Origin of the sequence: Chryseobacterium sp. T20 (genome assembly GCF_047345655.1) — a bacterium.
GTDB lineage: Bacteria > Bacteroidota > Bacteroidia > Flavobacteriales > Weeksellaceae > Chryseobacterium.
In genome coordinates this window covers 144,095-167,034 of the sequence record NZ_JBLFDU010000012.1, presented here as the reverse complement: position 1 = coordinate 167,034, position 22,940 = coordinate 144,095, and the positions used below count along the sequence as shown (strand labels likewise).

Annotated in this window: 18 protein-coding genes; 15 read left to right on the top strand and 3 right to left on the bottom strand. The window is 37.6% G+C overall.

From position 1 onward, the window contains the following. The first annotated feature begins 53 nt into the window (after positions 1-53). The 14 genes from ACMA47_RS21485 (at position 54) to ACMA47_RS21420 (ending at position 19,832) form a co-directional block, all read left to right on the top strand. Positions 54-524: a hypothetical protein gene (locus ACMA47_RS21485; protein WP_413931427.1), complete on the top strand. Its 471-nt coding sequence runs from the start codon at positions 54-56 to the stop codon at positions 522-524. 129 nt (positions 525-653) lie between these two features. Beyond that, on the top strand, positions 654-1,787 hold the full coding sequence (locus ACMA47_RS21480; RefSeq protein ID WP_413931426.1) for a hypothetical protein: 1,134 nt from the start codon (positions 654-656) through the stop codon (positions 1,785-1,787). Positions 1,788-1,821: 34 nt separating this feature from the next. Beyond that, the gene (locus ACMA47_RS21475; RefSeq protein ID WP_413931425.1) at positions 1,822-4,416 is read left to right on the top strand and encodes a T9SS type A sorting domain-containing protein; all 2,595 of its coding nucleotides are present in this window, start codon (positions 1,822-1,824) and stop codon (positions 4,414-4,416) included. Between the two features lie 441 nt (positions 4,417-4,857). Continuing rightward, positions 4,858-8,679: a DNA-directed RNA polymerase subunit beta gene (gene rpoB, locus ACMA47_RS21470; protein WP_079243259.1), complete on the top strand. Its 3,822-nt coding sequence runs from the start codon at positions 4,858-4,860 to the stop codon at positions 8,677-8,679. A 106-nt stretch (positions 8,680-8,785) separates the two neighbouring features. Then, the gene (gene rpoC, locus ACMA47_RS21465; RefSeq protein ID WP_336702546.1) at positions 8,786-13,051 is read left to right on the top strand and encodes a DNA-directed RNA polymerase subunit beta'; all 4,266 of its coding nucleotides are present in this window, start codon (positions 8,786-8,788) and stop codon (positions 13,049-13,051) included. 87 nt (positions 13,052-13,138) lie between these two features. Next, complete coding sequence (locus ACMA47_RS21460; protein WP_027375539.1) at positions 13,139-13,444, top strand: DUF3467 domain-containing protein; 306 nt, start codon at positions 13,139-13,141, stop codon at positions 13,442-13,444. Between the two features lie 179 nt (positions 13,445-13,623). Next, positions 13,624-14,274, top strand: a complete 651-nt coding sequence (locus ACMA47_RS21455; RefSeq protein WP_062675830.1) for a Crp/Fnr family transcriptional regulator — start codon at positions 13,624-13,626, stop codon at positions 14,272-14,274. 125 nt (positions 14,275-14,399) lie between these two features. After that, entirely contained in the window at positions 14,400-15,242 is an 843-nt protein-coding gene (locus tag ACMA47_RS21450) for a DUF5777 family beta-barrel protein (protein WP_413931424.1), read from the top strand. Position 15,243: 1 nt separating this feature from the next. Further along, complete coding sequence (locus ACMA47_RS21445) at positions 15,244-15,591, top strand: hypothetical protein (RefSeq protein ID WP_413931423.1); 348 nt, start codon at positions 15,244-15,246, stop codon at positions 15,589-15,591. Positions 15,592-15,601: 10 nt separating this feature from the next. After that, entirely contained in the window at positions 15,602-16,147 is a 546-nt protein-coding gene (locus ACMA47_RS21440; protein ID WP_413931422.1) for a YceI family protein, read from the top strand. After that, entirely contained in the window at positions 16,144-16,668 is a 525-nt protein-coding gene (locus ACMA47_RS21435) for an ankyrin repeat domain-containing protein (protein WP_413931421.1), read from the top strand. Before ACMA47_RS21440 ends, ACMA47_RS21435 begins: the two co-directional genes overlap by 4 nt. 1 nt (position 16,669) lies before the next feature. Beyond that, positions 16,670-17,416: a T9SS type A sorting domain-containing protein gene (locus tag ACMA47_RS21430; protein WP_413931420.1), complete on the top strand. Its 747-nt coding sequence runs from the start codon at positions 16,670-16,672 to the stop codon at positions 17,414-17,416. Between the two features lie 177 nt (positions 17,417-17,593). Then, positions 17,594-18,439 carry a GNAT family N-acetyltransferase gene (locus tag ACMA47_RS21425; protein ID WP_413931419.1) on the top strand — a complete coding sequence of 282 codons (846 nt, stop codon included), beginning with the start codon at positions 17,594-17,596 and terminating at the stop codon, positions 18,437-18,439. A gap of 109 nt (positions 18,440-18,548) precedes the next feature. Then, complete coding sequence (locus tag ACMA47_RS21420; RefSeq protein WP_413931418.1) at positions 18,549-19,832, top strand: ectonucleotide pyrophosphatase/phosphodiesterase; 1,284 nt, start codon at positions 18,549-18,551, stop codon at positions 19,830-19,832. Between the two features lie 86 nt (positions 19,833-19,918). On the opposite strand, the gene ACMA47_RS21415 is transcribed toward ACMA47_RS21420, so the two are convergent. Next, positions 19,919-20,797: an NAD(P)H-binding protein gene (locus ACMA47_RS21415; RefSeq protein ID WP_413931417.1), complete on the bottom strand. Its 879-nt coding sequence runs from the start codon at positions 20,795-20,797 to the stop codon at positions 19,919-19,921. Positions 20,798-20,879: 82 nt separating this feature from the next. Between ACMA47_RS21415 and ACMA47_RS21410 the strand changes: the two genes are divergently transcribed. Then, positions 20,880-21,308: a winged helix-turn-helix transcriptional regulator gene (locus ACMA47_RS21410; protein ID WP_413931416.1), complete on the top strand. Its 429-nt coding sequence runs from the start codon at positions 20,880-20,882 to the stop codon at positions 21,306-21,308. Positions 21,309-21,361: 53 nt separating this feature from the next. On the opposite strand, the gene ACMA47_RS21405 is transcribed toward ACMA47_RS21410, so the two are convergent. Further along, a complete protein-coding gene (locus ACMA47_RS21405; protein ID WP_413931415.1) occupies positions 21,362-22,414 on the bottom strand; it encodes an NAD(P)-dependent alcohol dehydrogenase in 1,053 nt (350 codons plus the stop codon). A gap of 24 nt (positions 22,415-22,438) precedes the next feature. Beyond that, positions 22,439-22,879 carry a cupin domain-containing protein gene (locus tag ACMA47_RS21400; protein ID WP_413931414.1) on the bottom strand — a complete coding sequence of 147 codons (441 nt, stop codon included), beginning with the start codon at positions 22,877-22,879 and terminating at the stop codon, positions 22,439-22,441. Positions 22,880-22,940: the final 61 nt, after the last annotated feature.

Here is a 22,940-nt window from a genome sequence, read left to right as displayed (position 1 = left end):
ATATTGTTTTGGTTGAAAAAATATTATATTTGTACCGAAAAAACACAATATAATTGGATAGAAATTATTTTCTTTCCTACGGCCATAAGATTACACTTTTGTTGCTTCTGGCGGCTGTAGGAAAATTAAACACTAAGTTGATATCTGTAATGAGAACAAAACCTGAGTTATCATATTGTACAGATATTAAAAATCATCTGCAGGGTTACTTCGCTGATGTTTCTGTTCATCTGTGTTCTGAAACCAAAAATGATGGGTCTGTTTCAGAAAATCTTTCTGCTCATCAAAAGCAAACTCATATATTTTATGGCGAAGATTCCCAATATAAACTCCCTATCTTTAATACTATAAAACTTGTAGCCCTATCAAATAAATGGAACTATTCATGTCAGCAATATAGGGAGAACGTTTGCCCGATATTTAAAGACGTTAAAAAGTTCTACAGCAATTCCATTAAACTGGTTGACGGTTTTAAATTTATCATCAAAATTCCTGATAAACCGATTCTTTCCCTTATTCTATAACATTCCTTACAATTTTAAGCGCCTTCTTACAGCATAAGCTGTTATTTCATTTATGATTTAGATGAGAATGCCTGAGAATTGCCCTTTCAAAAAAACACATTTACATAAAAACAGCAAACATCATTAGAAATGAAAAACAAATTATTAACCATCGCTCTGTTATCAGTAAGTTTTCCAATATTCGCTCAGGTAGGGATTAATATTAATCAACCACAGGCAACTTTTGATATCGTAGGATCACCTTCCAATCCAGGCAAACTCGACGGAGTGATTGCCCCAAGACTTACAGGAATACAATTAAAAGCTAAAAACTATACTGTAGCCCAAACCGGAGCAATCGTATATGTTACAGCAGCTGAGACTACCCCCACGGGACAAACTGTGGATGTTGTTTCATCGGGCTACTATTATTTTGACGGTTCAAAATGGAGTGGCTTAAGCGTTAACTGGCGGCTAGTAGGAAATACAGGTACAACAGCAAGTACTGCAGTCTTGGGAACAGACATTGGAACTGGAAATTACCTGGGAACTAATGACGGTCAGAACTTGGTTTTGGCAACTCAGAAAAATGTAAAAGGAATCCTGGATATTAATGGCACCTTGCAGGGAGGAAATGCTAATTCTGCATCAGGTCCTTATGCTTCATTGACATGGGGATCAAACAATACCCTTACAAACAGTACTTCCTCCAATATTGCCCTGGGAAAAGATAATACCGTTTCTGCACAAGGAAATTTTCCGGCTGTAGCAATTGGATTAAACAATGCCGCCAATAATGGAGCTAAAGTAATAGGAAATAATAATACAGCAACAGGCGCTAATAACCTTGTCTTTGGAAATCTGAATACAGTAACAGGACTCACAGGGCTGACAATCGGAAATAATCACAATAACAATGGCGGGATTGCCATTGGAAGCGGAAATACCACCTCATTAAACAATATAGCTGTTGGTTCGGCAAATACAGCAACAGGTACGGAAGCTTTTGCTATAGGATTTTCAGGTCAGGCTGCTGCGGGACAAATGGTGTATGCCAATAAGGAACATGTTTTCCTCAATAAAGGAAACGGAACAGATACCATACTGGGAATTAATATGGCTCCTACAGCGGCTACTTCTACAGGGGCAGCTCTTCAGATGAAAGGAATTGCTTCCGGTGCCAATGCGGCATGTACAACAGCTGAAGAAGGCGCAATCCGATATAATACAACCGCTAAAGTTCATGAAGGCTGTAACGGTTCCAACTGGAAGGCGCTTTACTAATTCAATAAAAACACAAACCTAAAAAAAATAAAAAATGACCAGAAAATTATTCGAAAAGTTAGCTGCGCTGCTCATGACATTGATGGTGTCTGCAGGAGTATTGGCACAGCAGGGCTATGAACCAATCCGTGGAATGGGTGTAGAGGCAAAACCAGTCAATAATTCAGGGATATGTCTTGCCTGTTATAACGGAAGTATGAATCCCGTAGTGGATGCCAGTCTTGATAATAGTGTAAGTATGGGTAATTTCGCTTCTCTTTTAAGTGGAAACGGAATCTCTGTAAAAAATAAAAATACAACTTATCCTGCGGGATATATTACCGGTTTCAATGTAGATCTTGGAACAAGTTTTATCACGGTTGATCTTTTGAGCTCTTTAAGAATCAGTACTTATAAAAATGGGGTTCTTCAGGAAACGACTACCAGCAGTACGCTTTTGTCAGTACCTGCATTCGGGGGAAGTAAAAACAGAATATTTCTTCATTTCAAAACTTCAAAAGAATTTGATGAAGTAAGGTTATATCAGACCAATGTTCTTTCCATATTCAGTGCAATGAATGTGTATTATGCATTTGCATTTGATCCGACAAAAGTGCCTACGGATAATAATGGTATTTGTGATGATATCATTGCGGGAAGCGGTGTGGATGGAAATGTATCCGGAAGCAGCAGTTTTCTGGCTCCACTTTCCTATGTTCAGAATAAAGAAAAAATAGGAGACGGGAACAAAAATTCTTATGGATCAATTGTTCTGCCAGTAGGATTATTGGGCTCTTATTCGGTAGGCGTTTTAGACAAAAACCAGACATACCCTGCAGGAAACAGAACAGGTTTTGTAATAGAACCGGATGATCAGGGTAAACTGTTAAGTGCAGAGTTTTTAAAAAATATTACCATAGAAACTTATCTTTTTGGCCAGCTTCAGGATTCAAAACAGTTGTCCGACGGAGGAGGCTTAATTAATATCAAAGTATTAGGTTATGGCTCAGGAAAACAAAAAGTTACCTTAACGACTACTAAACCTTTCAATGAAGTAAGATTAAAAGTGACTCAGACCCTAGGATTTAATTTAGGAGCATTGAAAGTATATTATGCTTTCGAAGAACCTGTTACTTGTGATTGTGATGATAAAATCCAGACCAGTGGTTCATCAGTACCTGGAAATTTGGTTACAGGAACTCCATGGACTTCCGGACCAGGGTTCCTTGGTCTTATTTTAGCTAAAATGACCAGTCCTGAAGCGATTGTAGATAATAATCCTTCCAATTATGCCACGGCTACTGTTCCGGCTGCCTCTATATTCAGCCTTTTCTCAGCATTTGCTACAGTAGGAACTAATGCAGTGCTTCCTGCCAATACAATGGCTGGATTTACGGTAGAAAAAGCAGGAAACCTTCTTGGAGTGAGTGTTTTGGAAAATATCACTGTGACATTGTACAACGGAAATACTTTGACAGATACTTTTACGAGTTCAGGAAGTCTTATCAGCGGAAATTTCTTCACAACGAATTCCAATAAATTCTATGTTGGAGGGAAATCAACAAAACCTTTTAACCGTATTAAAATCACTTTCAACAGCGGAACGGCTATTCGTATTCCTCAAAACTATTATATCTACAATGCTTTTGCAAGCAGAGATGATGATAATGATGGAGTCCCGAACTGTTTTGATCAATGCCAGGGAGGAGATGACAGCATAGATAATAACGGAAACGGAATTCCTGACTGTGCAGAAGTATGTACAGCCGTAAATGACAAATCTCCTGCACTCGATACAGATGGTGACGGAATTGTAGATGCCTGTGATCTGGATTCTGATAATGACGGAATTCCTGATGCAGTAGAAGATTTTGATAAAAACGGCAAGTTCCAGGATGATGGTAACGAAGGAGATATTCTGCTGACACCTGTATTGGGGGACTCTGTTCCTAATTATCTTGATCTTGATTCTGATAATGATGGTATCCTGGATTTATTTGAATCTGGAATTCCGAACTCTGTCATCAATCAGATTGATTCTGATCATAATGGTATCATTGATGCGAATGTTCCGGTAGGTAAAAACGGAATTGCAGATATTCTGGAAACTTCACCTGATTCAGGCGTATTGAAATATCCAATCAAAAATACAGACGGAGATGATAAACCGGACTTTCTGGATATAACTTCCGATGGTTCAGAACCTGACCTTTATAAGATCGGAAAAGCAAATCTTGATACATTAGGAGGAGGATTCATTTCTACCATTAATGATAAAGACAAAGACGGAATTCAGGCTGTAGTAGATACGGATCTTGTAAAAAGAGGTTCTCCGGATTCCCCGCTTTCACCTTATGCTTCATTATTGAAAAATGTATCTAATGCGGCAAAAACTACTTCCGCAGAAATTATCGAAGCAGCAAATGATGCAAAAGTATATCCGAATCCTGTAAAAGCAGGAGAAAACCTTAGAATTATATCAGAGGAAGAAGGAGTGTATACTTTGTTCTCTGCACAGGGACAGGTTGTTAAAGCAGATCATTTTAATGCCCATACAGGTATTGATACTTCTTCACTTCCTACAGGAGTGTATATTATTAAAATAGAAACTAAATCAAAAATAAAATCTTATAGGGTTATTGTGAAATAATCATAGGATTAGCTTGTGTTGTGGAGGGGTTGCTCATATTTGGGCAGCCTCTCTTGTTTTAAGAGTCTCAAAATGAGAGGTTTTATTTGTTATTGTGGATAACTTTTTGTATCTTTGCCCCTCTTTTGGCGCGAAAAATTGTTTGTAAATTTATAAAATACTGAAAATCAACTCTTTCATTGTGTAAAACATGGAAGGGATTTCGTGTATATAAATACTGCGGTAATACTGCCTCAAAAGTAATAAAAATATTTTGCATTACGCTGTGAAAAGATATACCAGCGTTGCAGTTAGAAAGAACTGTATACAAAGTTTAAAAGAGCTTAAGGTCCTTTGTGAGCGCCAAAAACACTTTTACCTTTTACTTTTATCTTGTTTCTTGTTCTTTTCTGATATTTTTTAATGAATCAAAATATTTTTTAACCCTTTCTTAAAAGTTTTATGAGTAAAACAAAATCAACAACTCAAGGAAATCCGAGAATTAATTTCTCATCAGCGAAAGGAAAAATCATCACTCCAGACTTTTTGGATATCCAAATTGAGTCTTTCAGAGAATTTTTCCAGCTTGATACACTTCCTGAAGCCAGAAAGACAGAAGCTCTTTACAAGACTTTCCAAGAGAATTTCCCAATTACGGATTCAAGAAACCAATTCGTATTAGAATTCTTAGACTATCTGGTAGATTCTCCACGTTATTCAATCGATGAGTGTGTGGAAAGAGGACTTACTTATTCAGTTCCTCTAAAAGCTAGACTTAAATTGTATTGTACTGACCCGGAACACGAAGATTTCCAAACAGTGGTTCAGGACGTATACTTAGGTCCGGTTCCTTATATGACGCCAAGTGGTTCTTTTATCATCAATGGTGCTGAAAGAGTTATCGTTACGCAGCTTCACCGTTCACCTGGTGTATTCTTCGGACAAACTTACCACGCAAACGGAACCAAACTTTACTATTCAAGAATTATCCCTTTCAAAGGATCTTGGATGGAATTTACAACAGATATCAACAGCGTAATGTACGCGTATATCGACCGTAAGAAAAAATTACCATTAACAACTCTATTAAGAGCGATCGGTTATGAATCTGACAAGGATATCCTTCAGATCTTCGACCTTGCTGAAGAAGTGAAAGTTTCTAAAGCTGCCCTTAAAAAAGTAGAAGGGAGAACATTGGCTGCGAGAGTATTGAACACTTGGTTCGAAGATTTCGTAGACGAAGATACAGGTGAAGTAGTTTCTATCGAAAGAAACGAAATCATCCTGGATAGAGAAACCATTCTTGAAAAAGAACACTTAGATCTTATTCTTGATGCTGGTGTGAAATCAATCCTGATTCACAAAGAAAACAGCAACGAATTCTCTATCATCCAGAATACATTACAAAAAGACCCTACTAACTCTGAAAAAGAAGCGGTAGAGTATATTTATCGTCAGTTAAGAAATGCAGATCCACCAGATGAGGAAACTGCAAGAGGAATCATTGAAAAATTATTCTTCTCTGAGCAAAGATATTCATTAGGTGAAGTAGGACGTTACAGATTGAACAAAAAGTTAGGTCTTAATATTCCAACGACAACTGAGGTTCTTACAAAAGAAGATATCATTGCGATTGTAAGACACTTAATCGAGCTTGTAAACTCTAAAGCTGAGGTTGATGATATTGACCACTTATCAAACAGAAGAATTAAAACTGTTGGTGAGCAATTAGCTGGACAGTTCGGAGTAGGTCTTTCAAGAATTGCAAGAACAATCAAGGAAAGAATGAACGTTAGAGATAACGAAATCTTTACTCCACTTGACCTTGTAAATGCTAAGACATTAACATCTGTAATTAACTCATTCTTTGGTACCAACCAGCTTTCTCAGTTCATGGACCAAACCAACCCTCTATCAGAAATTACTCACAAGAGAAGATTATCTGCACTAGGGCCTGGTGGTTTATCAAGAGAAAGAGCAGGTTTCGAGGTTCGAGACGTTCACCATACTCACTACGGAAGAATTTGCCCGATTGAAACTCCGGAAGGACCAAACATCGGTTTGATTTCATCCCTTGGTATTTATGCTAAAATCAACAGACTAGGTTTCATCGAAACTCCATATAGAAAAGTAGAAGACAGCAAGATTAATCTTAACGCTGATCCTATTTACCTTAATGCAGAAGACGAAGAAGACAAAGTAATTGCTCAGGCAAACGTTGAATTGAGCGATAACGGTGATTTCTTAACAGATAGAATTATTGCAAGATTAGATGGTGACTACCCTGTAGTGGAGCCATCTCAGGTTAACCTTATTGATGTTGCACCAAACCAGATCTCTGGTATTTCTGCTTCATTAATTCCGTTCCTTGAGCATGATGATGCGAACCGTGCATTGATGGGATCTAACATGATGCGTCAGGCCGTTCCTCTATTGAAGCCACAGGCTCCAATCGTGGGTACAGGGCTTGAGCAGCAAGTTGCAAGAGATTCAAGAATTTTAATTAACGCTGAAGGTACAGGTACAGTACAGTACGTAGATGCTGACAGAATCGTTATTAAATATGAAAGAAGCGAAGACGAAGATTTAGTACAATTTGAGTCTGCTACTAAAACATACAACCTTACTAAGTTTAGAAAAACTAACCAGAGTACAACCATTACCCTAAGACCAAACGTAAGAGTAGGTGATGTAGTGGAAAAAGGACAGGTACTTTGCGATGGTTATGCTACTGAAAAAGGAGAATTAGCTCTTGGTAGAAACTTAGTGGTAGCGTTCATGCCTTGGAAAGGGTACAACTTCGAGGATGCAATCGTAATCAACGAAAAAGTTGTTCGTGAAGACTGGTTTACTTCAATCCACGTTGATGAATATTCTCTTGAAGTTCGTGATACCAAATTAGGTATGGAAGAGCTTACAGCAGATATTCCAAATGTATCTGAAGAAGCTACTAAAGATCTTGACGAGAACGGTATGATCAGAATCGGTGCTGAAGTGAAGCCTGGAGATATCATGATTGGTAAAATTACTCCAAAAGGTGAATCTGACCCGACTCCTGAAGAAAAACTTCTTAGAGCAATCTTCGGTGATAAAGCTGGTGATGTGAAGGATGCTTCATTGAAAGCTGACTCTTCATTAAGAGGAGTTGTTATCAACAAGAAATTGTTCTCCAGAAATATTAAAGACAAAAAGAAAAGAACTGAAGAAAAACTTAAACTTGAAGAAATTGAAAACACTTACAAGGCTAAGTTTGACGAGTTGAGAAATACTTTAATTGAAAAATTAAACACACTGGTAAGCGGTAAAACTTCTCAAGGGGTACAAAATGACCTAGACGAAGAGATCATCGGTAAAGGTGTGAAATTCACTCACAAGTTATTAACTTCAGTTGAAGATTATGTAAACGTTAGCGGTTCAGACTGGACAGTAGACGCTGACAAGAATGAATTGATCAAACAATTGATTCACAATTACAAAATCAAATATAACGACATCCAGGGAGTTAAAAACCGTGAGAAATTTGCAATTTCAATCGGAGATGAGCTTCCAGCAGGTATTATGAAGTTGGCTAAAGTTTACATCGCTAAGAAACGTAAACTGAATGTAGGAGATAAAATGGCAGGACGTCACGGTAACAAAGGTATCGTTTCAAGAATCGTTCGTGAAGAAGATATGCCATTCCTTGAAGACGGAACACCAGTAGATATCGTATTGAATCCACTAGGGGTACCTTCTCGTATGAACATTGGTCAGATCTACGAAACCGTTCTTGGATGGGCTGGTAGAAAATTAGGATTGAAGTTCGCTACACCAATCTTTGATGGAGCAAGTCTTGATCAGATTACTGAATATACTGAGAAAGCAGGTCTTCCTAAATTCGGTCACACTCACCTTTATGATGGTGGTACCGGAGAAAGATTTACTCAGGCTGCAACAGTAGGTATCATTTACATGTTGAAACTAGGACACATGGTAGATGATAAGATGCACGCACGTTCTATTGGTCCTTACTCATTGATTACTCAGCAGCCGTTAGGAGGTAAAGCTCAGTTCGGAGGTCAGAGATTCGGAGAGATGGAGGTTTGGGCACTTGAAGCATTCGGTGCATCTAACATCCTTAGAGAGATCCTTACTGTGAAGTCGGATGACGTGATTGGTAGAGCAAAAACTTATGAAGCAATTGCAAAAGGTGAATCTATGCCTGAACCAGGTATTCCGGAATCATTCAACGTATTACTTCACGAGTTACAAGGTCTTGGATTAGACGTAAGATTGGAGGAGTAAATTAAAGATTTAATTACTAAAAATTAAAGAATTAATCAACTCCGAGATGATAAGAGCGAAAGTGTAACGCTTTCAATCTTTAATCTTTATAATCAAAAATAAAATTATGTCAAATAAAAATAAATCAAGTAGATTTAATAAAATAACCATCGGTCTAGCTTCACCGGAGTCTATTTTACAAGACTCAAGAGGGGAGGTTTTAAAGCCGGAAACTATTAACTACAGAACTCACAAGCCTGAAAGAGACGGGCTATTTTGTGAGAAAATCTTTGGTCCTGTAAAGGATTACGAATGTGCTTGTGGTAAATACAAGAGAATTCGTTACAAAGGGATCGTTTGTGACCGTTGTGGAGTAGAAGTTACTGAGAAAAAAGTAAGAAGAGAGAGAATCGGACACATCAACCTTGTAGTTCCAATTGCACACATCTGGTATTTCCGTTCATTACCAAACAAAATCGGATACCTTTTAGGAATTCCTTCTAAGAAATTAGACATGATCATCTACTACGAAAGATATGTAGTGATTCAGCAAGGTATTGCTAAGAAGTTAGACGGTTCTGATTTTGAAAATATGGAATTCCTTACAGAAGAAGAGTACCTTGACATCATGGAAACTCTTCCTGTAGAAAACCAGTATCTTGATGATTCTGATCCAAACAAATTCATCGCCAGAATGGGTGCTGAAGCTGTTGAAGATCTATTAAAAAGAATCGATCTTGATGCATTGTCTTTCGACTTGAGACACAAAGCTCACAACGAAGGTTCAAAACAAAGAAGAACAGAAGCTCTTAAGAGATTGAACGTTGTAGAAGCATTAAGAGGTGCTAATACAAGAATGATCAACAGACCAGAGTGGATGATCATGCGTGTACTTCCTGTTATCCCACCAGAACTAAGACCATTGGTTCCATTGGATGGAGGACGTTTCGCTACTTCTGACTTGAATGACCTTTATAGAAGAGTTATTATCAGAAATAACCGTTTGAAGAGATTATTGGAGATCAAAGCTCCTGAAGTAATCTTGAGAAACGAGAAGCGTATGCTTCAGGAATCAGTAGATTCATTATTCGATAACACAAGAAAATCTTCTGCAGTAAAATCTGAATCAAACAGACCATTGAAATCACTTTCTGATTCATTGAAAGGTAAGCAAGGTCGTTTCCGTCAGAACCTACTAGGGAAAAGGGTTGACTACTCTGCGCGTTCGGTAATTGTTGTAGGTCCAAACTTGCAGCTTCACGAATGTGGTATTCCTAAGGATATGGCAGCTGAACTTTACAAACCATTCATCATTAGAAAACTAATTGAAAGAGGTATTGTAAAAACAGTAAAATCTGCAAAGAGAATTATCGACAGAAAAGAACCAGTAGTTTATGATATCCTTGAAAACGTGATGAAAGGTCACCCTGTTCTATTGAACAGAGCACCTACGCTTCACAGACTGGGTATTCAGGCTTTCCAACCTAAGATGATCGAAGGTAAGGCAATCCAGCTACACCCGTTAGTAACTACGGCCTTCAACGCCGATTTCGATGGTGACCAGATGGCGGTACACTTGCCACTAGGACCAGAAGCGATCCTTGAAGCTCAGTTATTGATGTTAGGTTCTCAGAACATCTTGAACCCTGCAAATGGTTCTCCAATTACAGTACCATCTCAGGACATGGTTCTTGGTCTTTATTTCATGACTAAAGAATTAAGCTCTACTGAGACGATGAAAGTAAAAGGAGAAGGTCTTGCATTCTATTCTCCTGAAGAAGCAGAAATTGCTTACGCTGAAGGTAGAGTATCTTTAAATGCTAAAGTAAGATGTAGACTACCTATCAAAGAAGATGGAGAAATCGTTACAAGATTGATCGAAACTTCTGTAGGTAGAATCCTGTTCAACCAGATTGTACCTAAGCAGGTAGGATATATCAATGAACTTCTTACGAAGAAATCATTGAGAAACGTTATCGGTAAGATCCTTGCTGATACAGATTTCCCTACAACTGTGAAGTTCCTTGATGCAATGAAAGACCTAGGGTATTCAAACGCATTCAAAGGAGGTCTTTCTTTCTCACTTGGGGATATTGTAGTTCCTGTTGAGAAAAAGCAGATGATTGCACAATCAATTGAAACTGTTGACGAAATTAGAGCTAACTATAACATGGGTCTAATTACCGATACAGAACGTTATAACCAGGTAATCGACGTTTGGACAAATACCAACGCTGGATTAACTGAAATGATCATGAGCAGAATGAAAACTGACCAAGGTGGTTTCAACTCTGTATACATGATGCTTGACTCTGGAGCGAGGGGTTCTAAAGAACAGATCCGTCAGTTATCAGGGATGAGAGGTTTGATGGCAAAACCGCAGAAAGCTGGTTCTACCGGAGCGGAGATCATCGAAAACCCGATCCTTGCAAACTTTAAGGAAGGTCTTTCGATTCTAGAGTACTTTATCTCTACCCACGGTGCTCGTAAGGGTCTTGCGGATACCGCTCTTAAGACAGCCGATGCTGGTTACTTAACGAGAAGATTGGTAGACGTTGCACAGGACGTTATCGTTACAGAAGACGACTGTGGAACATTGAGAGGTACAGAAGTTACTGCACTTAAGAAAAATGACGAGATCGTTGAAAGAATCTCTGAAAGAATCTTAGGTAGAGTATCCCTTCATAATATTTACGATCCTGAAACTGACGAGCTTATCGCAAGTGCAGATCAGGTGATCATTGAATCTTTGGCGAAGAGAATCGAAGAAGCAGGATTAGAAGCTGTGGAGGTTCGTTCACCATTAACTTGTGAAGCTAAGAAAGGTATCTGTGCGAAATGTTACGGTAGAAACTTAGCAACAGGTAAAGTGATCCACATGGGTGAAGCGGTAGGTGTAATTGCAGCACAGTCAATTGGGGAACCAGGTACTCAGCTTACGTTGAGAACCTTCCACCAAGGGGGTACTGCAGGTAACGTATCAGAAAACCCATCTATCGTTGCAAGAAGAGATGGTATCGTAGAAATGGATGAGGTAAGAACAATTACTTCTGAAGATGAAAACGGTAATACAGCTGAGGTTGTAGTGTCTCGTTCAACAGAATTCAGATTAGTTGCTGATAATGAGTCCAGAACTCCATTAATGGTAGCTAACGTTCCTTACGGATCTATATTATCTGTAAAACCAGGTGATAAAGTGAAGAAAGGAGATACAATCTGTAGATGGGATCCGTATAACGCGGTTATCATTGCTGAAACTTCAGGTAAGGTAGAATACGAGGATATCATCCAGGGTATTTCATTCCAACTTGAAATTGACGAACAAACAGGATTCGAAGAGAAAGTAATCTCTGAATCTAGAAATAAGAAAGCCGTACCTACCTTAAAAGTGGTAGACTCTAAAGGAGTTGAGCAAAAAGCTTACAACTTACCGGTAGGAGCCCACTTAATGGTTAACGATGGTGAAAAAATTAAGGCTGGTAAAGTCTTAATCAAGATCCCAAGAAAATCTGCAAAAGCAGGGGATATCACCGGAGGTCTTCCGAGAGTTACCGAATTATTCGAAGCAAGAAACCCTTCAAACCCAGCGGTTGTTACTGAAATCGATGGGGTAGTTTCTTACGGAAAAATTAAGAGAGGTAACCGTGAACTTATTGTTGAGGCTAAAACTGGAGAAAGAAAAATTTACTTAGTAAAACTTTCTAACCAGATTCTTGTTCAGGAGAATGACTTCGTAAGAGCAGGTTCTCCACTTTCTGACGGTTCTATCACACCGGAAGATATCTTAAGAATTAAAGGTCCAACTGCCGTTCAGGAATACTTAGTAAACGAGATTCAGGAAGTTTACCGTCTACAGGGGGTAAAAATCGACGACAAGCACTTCGAAATTATCGTAAGACAGATGATGACGAAAGTATCTATCGTAGATGGAGGTGATACTCAATTCCTTGAAGGAGCTCTTGAACACAAGTTTGATTTCTTAGAAGAAAACAACAGAGTATTCGGTCTTAAAGTAGTAGTAGATGCTGGTGATTCTAAAGAATTCCAACCAGGTCAGATGATTACGGCAAGAGAATTAAGAGACGAAAACTCTAAGTTGAAGCGTGAAGATTTAGGTCTGGTAGAAGTAAGAGAAGCTCTTCCTGCTACTGCAACTCCTGTACTACAAGGTATTACAAGAGCGGCCCTTCAGACTAAGTCATTCATGTCTGCAGCATCGTTCCAGGAAACAACTAAAGTTCTTAACGAAGCAGCAGTTGCTGGTAAAGTAGACGATCTTAACGGTCTTAAAGAAAATGTAATTGTAGGTCACAGAATCCCTGCAGGTACAGGTCTTAAAGAGTATCAGAACGTTATTGTTGGTTCTAAGAAAGAATTCGAAGACCTTAACTAAAATTAATGATTTGAAATTTGGGATTTGAAATTATTTTTATATTTTCACAATCTCAAATTTCGAATTTTAAAAACATAATTTATAACAATGGACAACAATCAAAATCCACAAGACGGAAACATCAACATCGAATTAAACGAAATGGTAGCTGCTGGTATCTATGCTAACCTAGCTTTAGTAAACCACTCTCCATCTGAATTTGTAGTAGACTTTATTCAGTTGATGCCAGGTGTTCAGCAAGCTAAAGTAAGATCAAGAGTAATTCTTGCTCCACTTCACGCTAAAAGAGTATTAAGCGCTCTTCAACAGAACATCGCTAACTACGAGCAGCAGTTCGGAGAAATCAAAGAAGTTGAGCCTTTCGTATTAGGAGGAAACAACGTTCAAGCGTAAGATTTCTTTTACAATAAAATAAAGAATGTCCTGGTTTTTACCAGGACATTTTTTTTGCACTTTAAAGAAAGATAATCAGCATTTGTTAAATTGTTAATTTTATTTAATAAGATAAAAATGTGTAGTAAGGATATATCAATTTTATATCTTTGTTTAAGAAAAAGCAGAAAATATAAGATATGATTGATAACTCGTTCGCTGTAAGTAAATTTGGGTTTTTAGGTGCCGAATTTTTATCTGAGCTTGAAAAACATGCTGTTGCTATTGATATAAAAGCAAAGACTGAAATCATAAGAGAAGGACAGAAAAATAAGTTTGTTCCTTTCTTAATAAAAGGTTCTATCAAGGTTTTTACCCTTAATGATGGAAGAGAACTCATCTACTATTACATCAAACCTAAGGATAGCTGTCTGATGACTTTTTCATCTATTCTGACAGATTATATCAGCAGGGTATATGCCGTTGCAGAAGAAGATTCAGAAGCCATTCTGATTCCCGTTTCTATCATGCACGAATGGCTTACCAGATTCCCGGAGATTAATAAACTCTTTTACCATGAATACGACCGAAGGTTTTCAGAAGTGATGAATATGGTGAATGACGCTGTTTTTCACAGACTGGATAAGAGGGTTCTGAACTATATCAAACAACAGATTTCATCCACAGGAAACAATCCTATTAAGATTACCCATCGTGAAATTGCCAATAGTTTGGGAACTTCCAGAGAAGTTGTAAGCAGAGTTTTGAAAAAAATTGAAAGCGAAGGTGAAATTGTTCAGACTAAAGAAGGAATAAAAGTTCCTGTAAATGAAAATGTTAGAATCGTCTAATTTCAATTGTTTGAAAACTTTATTTCTATCATTGATAAAAACAATTTGACTGGTGACTTTTATCACCTATTTTTGAATTGAGAACTCAATAAGTTTGTTATATCATAATTTAATTCAAATTGTATATGACAAAAACTCTCTTATTTTTGTCAATGTTTTCTTCAGGTCTTGTCTTTGCACAGGAAGATCTGCTGAAAGATATTGACACTGTTAAAACCAATACAGAAACCTCACAACCGGCCTTCAAAGCCCTTCAGATTGTAACAGGACAATCTACAAAACTAGCTGCCAAAAAAGAATGGTACATGATTGTTGCCCATAGATTTGGTGATATAAGTGCAGGATTTAAAGATTTCTTCGGACTGGATAATGCTTCAACCAAATTAGGTGCTATCTATGGTATTTCAGATGCTGTTTCGGTAAGTCTGTCCAGAGAAACAAATATGAAAACCTTTGAAGGAGCAGTGAAGTACAGACTGGTACAACAAAGTGAAAACTTTCCGGTGGATATTGTGGGGTACAATGTAATGGGGGCCAATACTGAACTGGATAAAGATACTTATCCACATCTGAAATTCAGTGACAGGCTTTCTTACCTTACCCAGGCATTGATTTCAAGAAGATTCAGTGATAAGCTTTCTGTACAGCTTACCCCTTCCTTTGTTCATAAAAACCTTTACGAACCTACCATTGAAAACAAAAACCAGTTTCTGGCAGGTTTGGGAGGACGCTACAAAATCTCAAAAAGAGTTTCTTTAAATGCAGAATACTTTGTGAATTTTGACGATCACAGTTTTTATAAAAACCCTTTATCATTGGGCGTAGATATAGAAACAGGAGGACACGTGTTCCAGCTTTTACTCACAAACTCCCAGATAAATTCAGATATCGGATATCTTACCAATGCTACAGGAGCATGGGGAAAGGGACATATTTTCTTTGGGTTTAATCTTTATAGAGTTTTTTAATATGAAAAAGCTAACATCCTTATTGATATTGTCGTCAGCAATCATACTGACGGCTTGTGACAGCAGAACTTATGAAGAGATTTCTGATAACACACCGATCACGATACCTGTAAAATATACAGCAGATGTAAAACCCATTATGGATAACAGCTGTGCAGGCTGTCATTCTGCAGGAAGTTTTAAACCTCTGGTCACTTATGATCAGGTAAAAAATAATATTGACGGAATTCTGGATCGTATCCAAAGGCCTAATGGTGATCCGGAGAAAATGCCAAAGGGAGGATCTCTATCTGCAGCTCAGATCAATATGTTTATCAAATGGAAAGCTGACGGATTAAATGAAAATTAAAAAAATTGATATGAAAAAATTAGCATTATTAAGCGTATTACTGCTTTCTGCAGGATACGCTTCAGCACAAAAATATAGCTCTAAAACAGGGAAAGTGACTTTTGAAGCTTCGGTTCCTCTGTTTGATGATATTTTTGCTCAGGATGACAACAATGTTGTTATTCTCAATGCAGATAATGGTGAAATGGCATCAGTCTCAAATGTCAAAAACTTTCATTTTAAAACAAAATTAATGGAAGAACATTTCAATGAAAGCTATGCTGAATCTGCAAAATATCCGAAAACTACCTTCAAAGGAAAGATTGTCAACTTTGATAAAACAAAGCTTACTGCAAGCCCTCAGAAATATACGGTGCAGGGAACATTAAACTTTCACGGAGTAGACAAAGCCGTTACCTCTGCTGCCACTTTATATGCCAAAGACGGGAAAATCTATATGCAGGGAGGTTTTGTAGCAAGACCTGTAGATTATAAAGTGACTATTCCCAAAATGGTTACCAAGAAAGTTGCTGAAAATGTCAATATTGAATACAACTATATAATGGTAAAACAATGAGACATTTCATCTTAATATTAGGACTGTTCCTGAGCTCATTAGTATCTGCTCAGGAAAAAGCGAAATCAGTATTTGATATTGCAAGAAGTGGAACTGTGACTGAAGTACAGGAGTTGATGAAACAAAATCCGGATGTGATTAATCAGATCAACGAGAACGGATTTTCACCCCTTATTCTAGCATGTTACAGAGGGAATACAGCGGTGGCAGATTTCCTGATTGACAATGTAAAAGATGTAAACTACAAAAGCCGCGAAGGAACAGCATTAGCTGGTCTTGCCATTAAATACAATAAAGATCTGGTAGAACATCTGTTAAAGAAAAAAGCTGATCCGAATATTGCGGATGCTACAGGCTACACTCCTTTATTCTGGGCTGTAAAATCCGGAAATAAAGACCTGATAGAACAGCTGCTTAGATACAAAGCAGATAAAACAAAAAAAGACTCAATGGGAATGACCCCTTTTGAATATGCATTACAAACCAACAACAAGGAAATTATTAATCTTTTAAAAAATTGATATGAAAAAAACTCTACTAGTACTTAGTTTAGCTCTTGCCAATTGCGCATGGGCACAGTTTTCGTCAGGGACGGTAAATCTATCGGCAACTTCCATGACGGTGAAATTAGATACAACTCCAACAGTTGCAACAATTACATTGACAGGTGACAGCAACTCTATGTTAGGAATAGGCTTTGGAAGTACAGGGATGGCTCCGGGATCAGATGGGTTTATTTATAACTCATCAGCAAACAGAGATTATACATTCATTGGAATGACAACTCCTAATGCAGATGCCAGCCAGGACTGGACAGAAACGTCCAATACTGTATCCGGAAGCACAAGAACAGTGGTCGCTACCAGAAGTCTTTCTGGTGGAGGGGAAGATTTTGCAATTGCTAATGCAGCAGGAACAATCAATATTTTCTACTCCCGCAAAAGTGGAGGAACTTCTTTAGGATATCATAATGTAGGACGAGGATATGCAACATTAACAATGACTGCAGCATCACTGTCTACCAATGAAATTGCAGCCAATAGCAAGAAGGTAAATCTGTACCCTAACCCAGCAAAATCAACGGTTAATTTCAAAAACTTTGACAAAATAAAATCTGTTGATATTTATGAAGCTTCTGGTAGAAAAGTACTATCAGTAAAACCGGATGGAGAAAGCATCAGTGTGGAAAAACTAAGATCAGGAAGCTATTATCTGGAAATCCAGCTTAAAGATGGAACTACATCTTATGAAAAATTGATTAAAGAGTAATTTTCAGGAAAAACACACCTAAATATTTTTTTTAAACAGATACCTCTGATCTTTCAGGGGTATCATTTTTTTTCTTAAAGCCCCATTTTCAGGGAGTTTGCTTTAAAATTCATATATTTGTGTATATCCTGATTCTTAACAAAAAGAAATTTTCTGACCTTACAATTTTTACAACCCATGGAATTTAAAACGTTAGCCAATATCACAACAGATGAACTTTTATCAGTGTTCAACCATTCATTTTCTGATTATGTTGTTCCTTTTCACTTAACGAAAGAAGTACTTGTTTCAAAAATTGCTGCAGAAAAATTAGACATGAGTTTGTCTGCCGGAGCATTTGAAGATGGAAAACTGGTAGGTTTTATTCTTCAGTCTGAAAAAATTGAGAATGGTGAGAAAATTATTTACAATGGCGGAACAGGAGTCGTTCCGGAAAGCAGAGGTAAAGGCCTGGTAAGAAAAATGTATGATTTTATCATTCCTGTTTTAAAAGAAAGAAATGCCAATATACTACTGCTTGAAGTGATTGAAGGAAATCAGCCTGCTATCAGGGCTTATGAAAATTTAGGTTTTACGATTGTCAGAAGACTGCTTTGCTTTAATGGAAATATTAAACAGGAAAAAGGAAATACCGAAGTATCCATACGAGATTTGAAAGACTTTCAATGGAATGTATTATGCTCATTCTGGGATATTGAACCTTCATGGCAAGGATCTGTTTTCGTATTGGAACCTATGCCGGAAAACTATGTGAGCTTAGGGGCTTATAAAGATGAAAATCTGGTTGGATATATTGTTTATGGACCTGTTTCAAGAAAAATATATCAGTTTGCTGTAGATAAGAATTACAGAAATCAGGGAATAGGTACAAAGCTGTTTAATGTGATTAGAGAAAAGAATGACGGACAGGCTATAGCGTTAAATAATGTAGATGATTCTTCAGAAAATACAGCTATGTTTCTTAGCAAAAGAGTAGGACTGAACAACTGGTTGTCACAGTTTGAAATGAAAAGACCTATTTAACAGGGATTAATTTTGACTCAAACAAAATAAGAGGTTTTAATATACTTTTAATCTCCTAAACTTTTCAGGCAGAAGTATAGGATGTAACTTTGCGGAAAATTTTAAAATAATGAAGCGAGGAATCCATTTTTTACTGCTGCTAATTTCCTTTACGGCTTTTGCACAACAGGCCAATATTGACACTGCCCAGGTGGTTATCCCGGGAAGACAAAACAGCACAGAAGCACAATCAAAACCTTATGTGATCATGATATCAACGGATGGTTTCCGTTATGATTATGCTCAGAAATACAATGCTGAAAACCTTTTGAAACTAGCTAATGGTGGTGTAAAGGCTGAAGCAATGACTCCAAGCTATCCAAGCATTACTTTCCCGAACCACTGGAGCCTAATCACCGGACTTTATCCTTCCCACCATGGTTTGATAGATAACTTTTTCTACGATTACAAGAGAAAAGAAGGCTATGCCATGAGTAGCAAAAAAAATGCTGAGGACGGAAGCTGGTACGGAGGAACTCCGCTTTGGGGACTTGCTGAAAAACAGGGAATGGTATCTGCCTCTTTAATGTGGGTAGGATCTGCCAGTGATGCCGGAGGAATGAGACCTACTTATTATTATCCTTATCACGAAAAATTTACCCCTTCTGAAAAAGTAGAAAAAGTTGTGAATTGGCTGAAATTACCGGAAGATAAAAGACCTCACTTTATTTCATTATATTTCCCGGAAGTAGACGGAAGCGGGCATCATTATGGTCCGGATACTAAAGAAACAGAAACCGCTGTTCATCTGATAGACCAGGCCATTGGCGATCTTGTTCAGAAAGTAAATGATTTAGGATTAAAAAATGTCAACTTTGTCTTTGTTTCCGATCACGGAATGATTAAAGTAGATGGAGGTACACCGTTGGAAATTCCGGCTCTTCTTTTTGATAAAAACAGATTTGATTTTTACAATTCCCAGACTTTACTAAGAGTTTACGTTAAAAATCCTGATGAGGTAAAAGCTGTTTACAAAGAACTGAAAGCCAAGAAAACAGATGACTATGAAGTTTATCTTGATAAGAAACTTCCTAAATATCTGCATTTTGCCACAAGAGATGACCAGTATAACAGAATAGGACAGATTCTTCTGATCCCGAAAGCACCAAAGATTTTCCTGGAGAAAGGTAAGAAATCATCAGTGGGGAAACATGGTTACAATCCTAAAGTGGTACCGGAAATGAAAGCCACTTTCTTTGCCTGGGGACCGGAATTTAAAAATAATCTGGTAATCAGTGAATTTGCCAACATCAATGTTTATCCTTTGGTTGCTGAGGTTTTAGGATTAAAAATCGATCAGCCTATTGATGGAAAATTGAAAGTCTTAAAAGAAGCCCTGAAAGAGAAGAAATAATTCTTAAGACTTAAAATATAATAGTAAAAAACAAGTTTCGGCACACCTTTGGTGCGCCGAACTTGTTTTATAAATTGACTTAGGAATTAAAACTGAGAAGAAAATTCTTTCGCAAAATCTTCTAACTTAACACTTCCTGTAACCGGAGAACCATGATCAATAAAATCCTTCTGTACAACACCAGTTCTTATTCCTCTTCCCATTTCAACATACAGTTGAGCCATATCTTCAGGTAATCCTGCCTGAAGCATTCCGTTTAAAGAATCTTCATCTGAGAATTCTACCCATGGAAGCTCAGGTTTATCAACAGAAGTTCCCAGAACTTTAGCAAAGTCAGAAGCTTTTCTTACATCACTTACAATATATCTGATAGTGTTGGTATTTTCATCTTTTACCAGTTCTTCAGCAGCTGCTTTGGCAATATCATTAGGGTGTACAATGGGTACTTCAATATCTGCAGGATAATTTCCTCCAATGATTCCTGCATTTTGAATTAAAGGAATATCATTGAAAAAATTGTTAAAAAAATATCCGGCTCTTAAAAAAGTAAAAGAAGTATTCTCTACTTCATTATATATTTTTTCAATATTGTGAAGACCGGCGATAGGGCCATTTTCTACAGGAGATTCTGCTCCTACACTGCTTAGCATTACGGCTCTTTTTACTTTGGTATTTTTTAAAGCTTCAGCATAATTTTTTCCGGCATTGGTCGTGTTTTCCACAATTTTATCCGGACTGATTGCAGGAGGAGTCATTACAAAAACAGCATCAGCTCCATCAAATGTTTGCGTTAAAAAATCAACGTTCGTGATAGACCCAATGGCCGGAGTTGCACCCAGAGATTCAATATCCTGTTTTCTGGCATCGCTGCTGCTTACTATGGTAATATTATGCCCGTCGGCAATTAACTGTTGTGCTAATGGTTTAGCTACATTTCCTAGAGATCCTGTGATTATAATTTTCATATGTAAATATTTTTTTATTTCTGGGAACAAAGTTATATTTGTACTTACTTTTATACAAGTACTTACCCTAAAGTATGTAGATATGACAGCGATCAAAGAAAGTTCAACCATTCAGGAGAATAAGAAAACAGTGCAGGATTGTCCTGTAATGTATGTTATGGAAAGAATTGGAGGATTCTGGAAGCCCATTATCCTGTTTAATCTTTCCACAGGAGAAAAAAGATACAGCGAATTGAAAAAAGCAATTCCTGCCGTAACGGAAAAAATGCTTATCCAGCATTTAAAACAGCTTGAAACAGACGGGTTAATTATCAGAACTGCAAAACCTGTAATCCCTCCTCACGTGACCTATAAACTGAGTGAAGCCGGTAATGAACTGGCCCCCGTGATTGATGCCATGGCAGCATGGGCGTTCCAGGATATGGAAAGAAATGATAATAAATGTGCCGAAGGAAACCGGTATATGGTAAATCAGGATCAGAATGCTTTTAGCCAAAATCTGAAAAAATAAAAACAGGCTCTTCAATCCGAAGAGCCTGTTTCTGTTACTATTCTATAGAAGAATTATAAAGACTGAATGTCAATAACGAAACGGTATCTTACATCACTTTTTAGCATTCTTTCATACGCTTCGTTGATTTCCTGCATTTTGATGATTTCAATTTCCGAAACGATATTGTGCTCTCCACAGAAATCCAGTAATTCCTGAGTTTCTGCAATACCACCGATTACCGAACCAGCTACCGATTTTCTTCCCATAATCATAGGAACCGTATTCAAAATAGGTTCTAAACCTCCAAGATATCCTACCAAAACATGAGTTCCATTGATATTTAAAGTAGTCACATACGGATTTACATCATGTACGTAAGGAACTGTATCGATAATCACATCGAATTTTCCTTTTACAGCATCCATTTGTGCATCATCCGTAGAAATTACTACATGATCAGCTCCCAATTGTTTAGCATCCTCAGTTTTTCCCGGAGTTCTGGAGAATAAGGTAACTTCAGCTCCCAGTCCTTTTGCCAGTTTAATAGCCATGTGACCAAGACCTCCCAACCCTACAACCGCCACTTTAGAACCAGGACCTACATTCCAGTGTTTTAAAGGTGACCATGTGGTAATACCTGCACAAAGAAGTGGAGCTACTGCTGCCAGATCAAGATTTTCAGGTACTTTTAAAACGTGGTGAGAATCCACCACTACTTTTTGAGAATATCCACCGAAAGTATGACCTCCCAGATGTTTATCCTTTCCATTGTATGTTCCGGTGAAGCCATTCAGGCAATATTGTTCAAGATCATGCTGACAGCTGTCGCAGTGTCCACAAGAATCTACAATACATCCTACCCCTGCAAGATCTCCAACTTTAAATTTGGAAACTTCATTTCCCACTTTTGTAATTCTTCCTACAATTTCATGTCCCGGAACTACAGGATACAAAGATCCTCCCCAGTCGTTTCTTGCAGTATGAAGATCAGAGTGGCAAACTCCACAATATAGAATTTCAATCTCTACATCTTTTGCGGTGACTTCTCTTCTTTCAATATTCATTTCTTTCAGGTCTGCTGTGGTAGACTCAGCACCATAAGCTTTTACTGTGATTGTACTCATTTTTTATATTTGGTTTATTTAGGGTTATAAATTGCTGTATTCTTCATTCGTTACAGGCTCAAGCCATTCTACAATTCCGTTTTGTGTATTAGGATTAATGGCAATATGGATAAACTCACTGTCCGGAGCAGCTCCATGCCAGTGGATGATATCAGGAGGAATATTAACAATATCTCCAGGATTTAAAACCTGAGCCGGCTTTCCTTTTTCCTGATAATATCCTTTTCCTGAAGTTACGATTAAAATCTGTCCACCTCCATGAGAATGCCAGTTATTTCTGCATCCGGGTTCGAAAATCACATTTCCGATCTGGCAGTTCAGGTTGTCTTCATTGGGTTTCAGAATATGAACCCACGCTGTTCCTCCAGAGAAATAATCCGGAGAGGCTTTTTCTCCTTTCGGAAAAATGTTGGTATTAAAAGTTTCCATAACGGTACAAAAGTCGAAACTTTCAAGTAAATCCAACTTATACAGATTACCGAATTACTTACCAATTTTACAGACCCTATTTCAGTTACAAATGAAA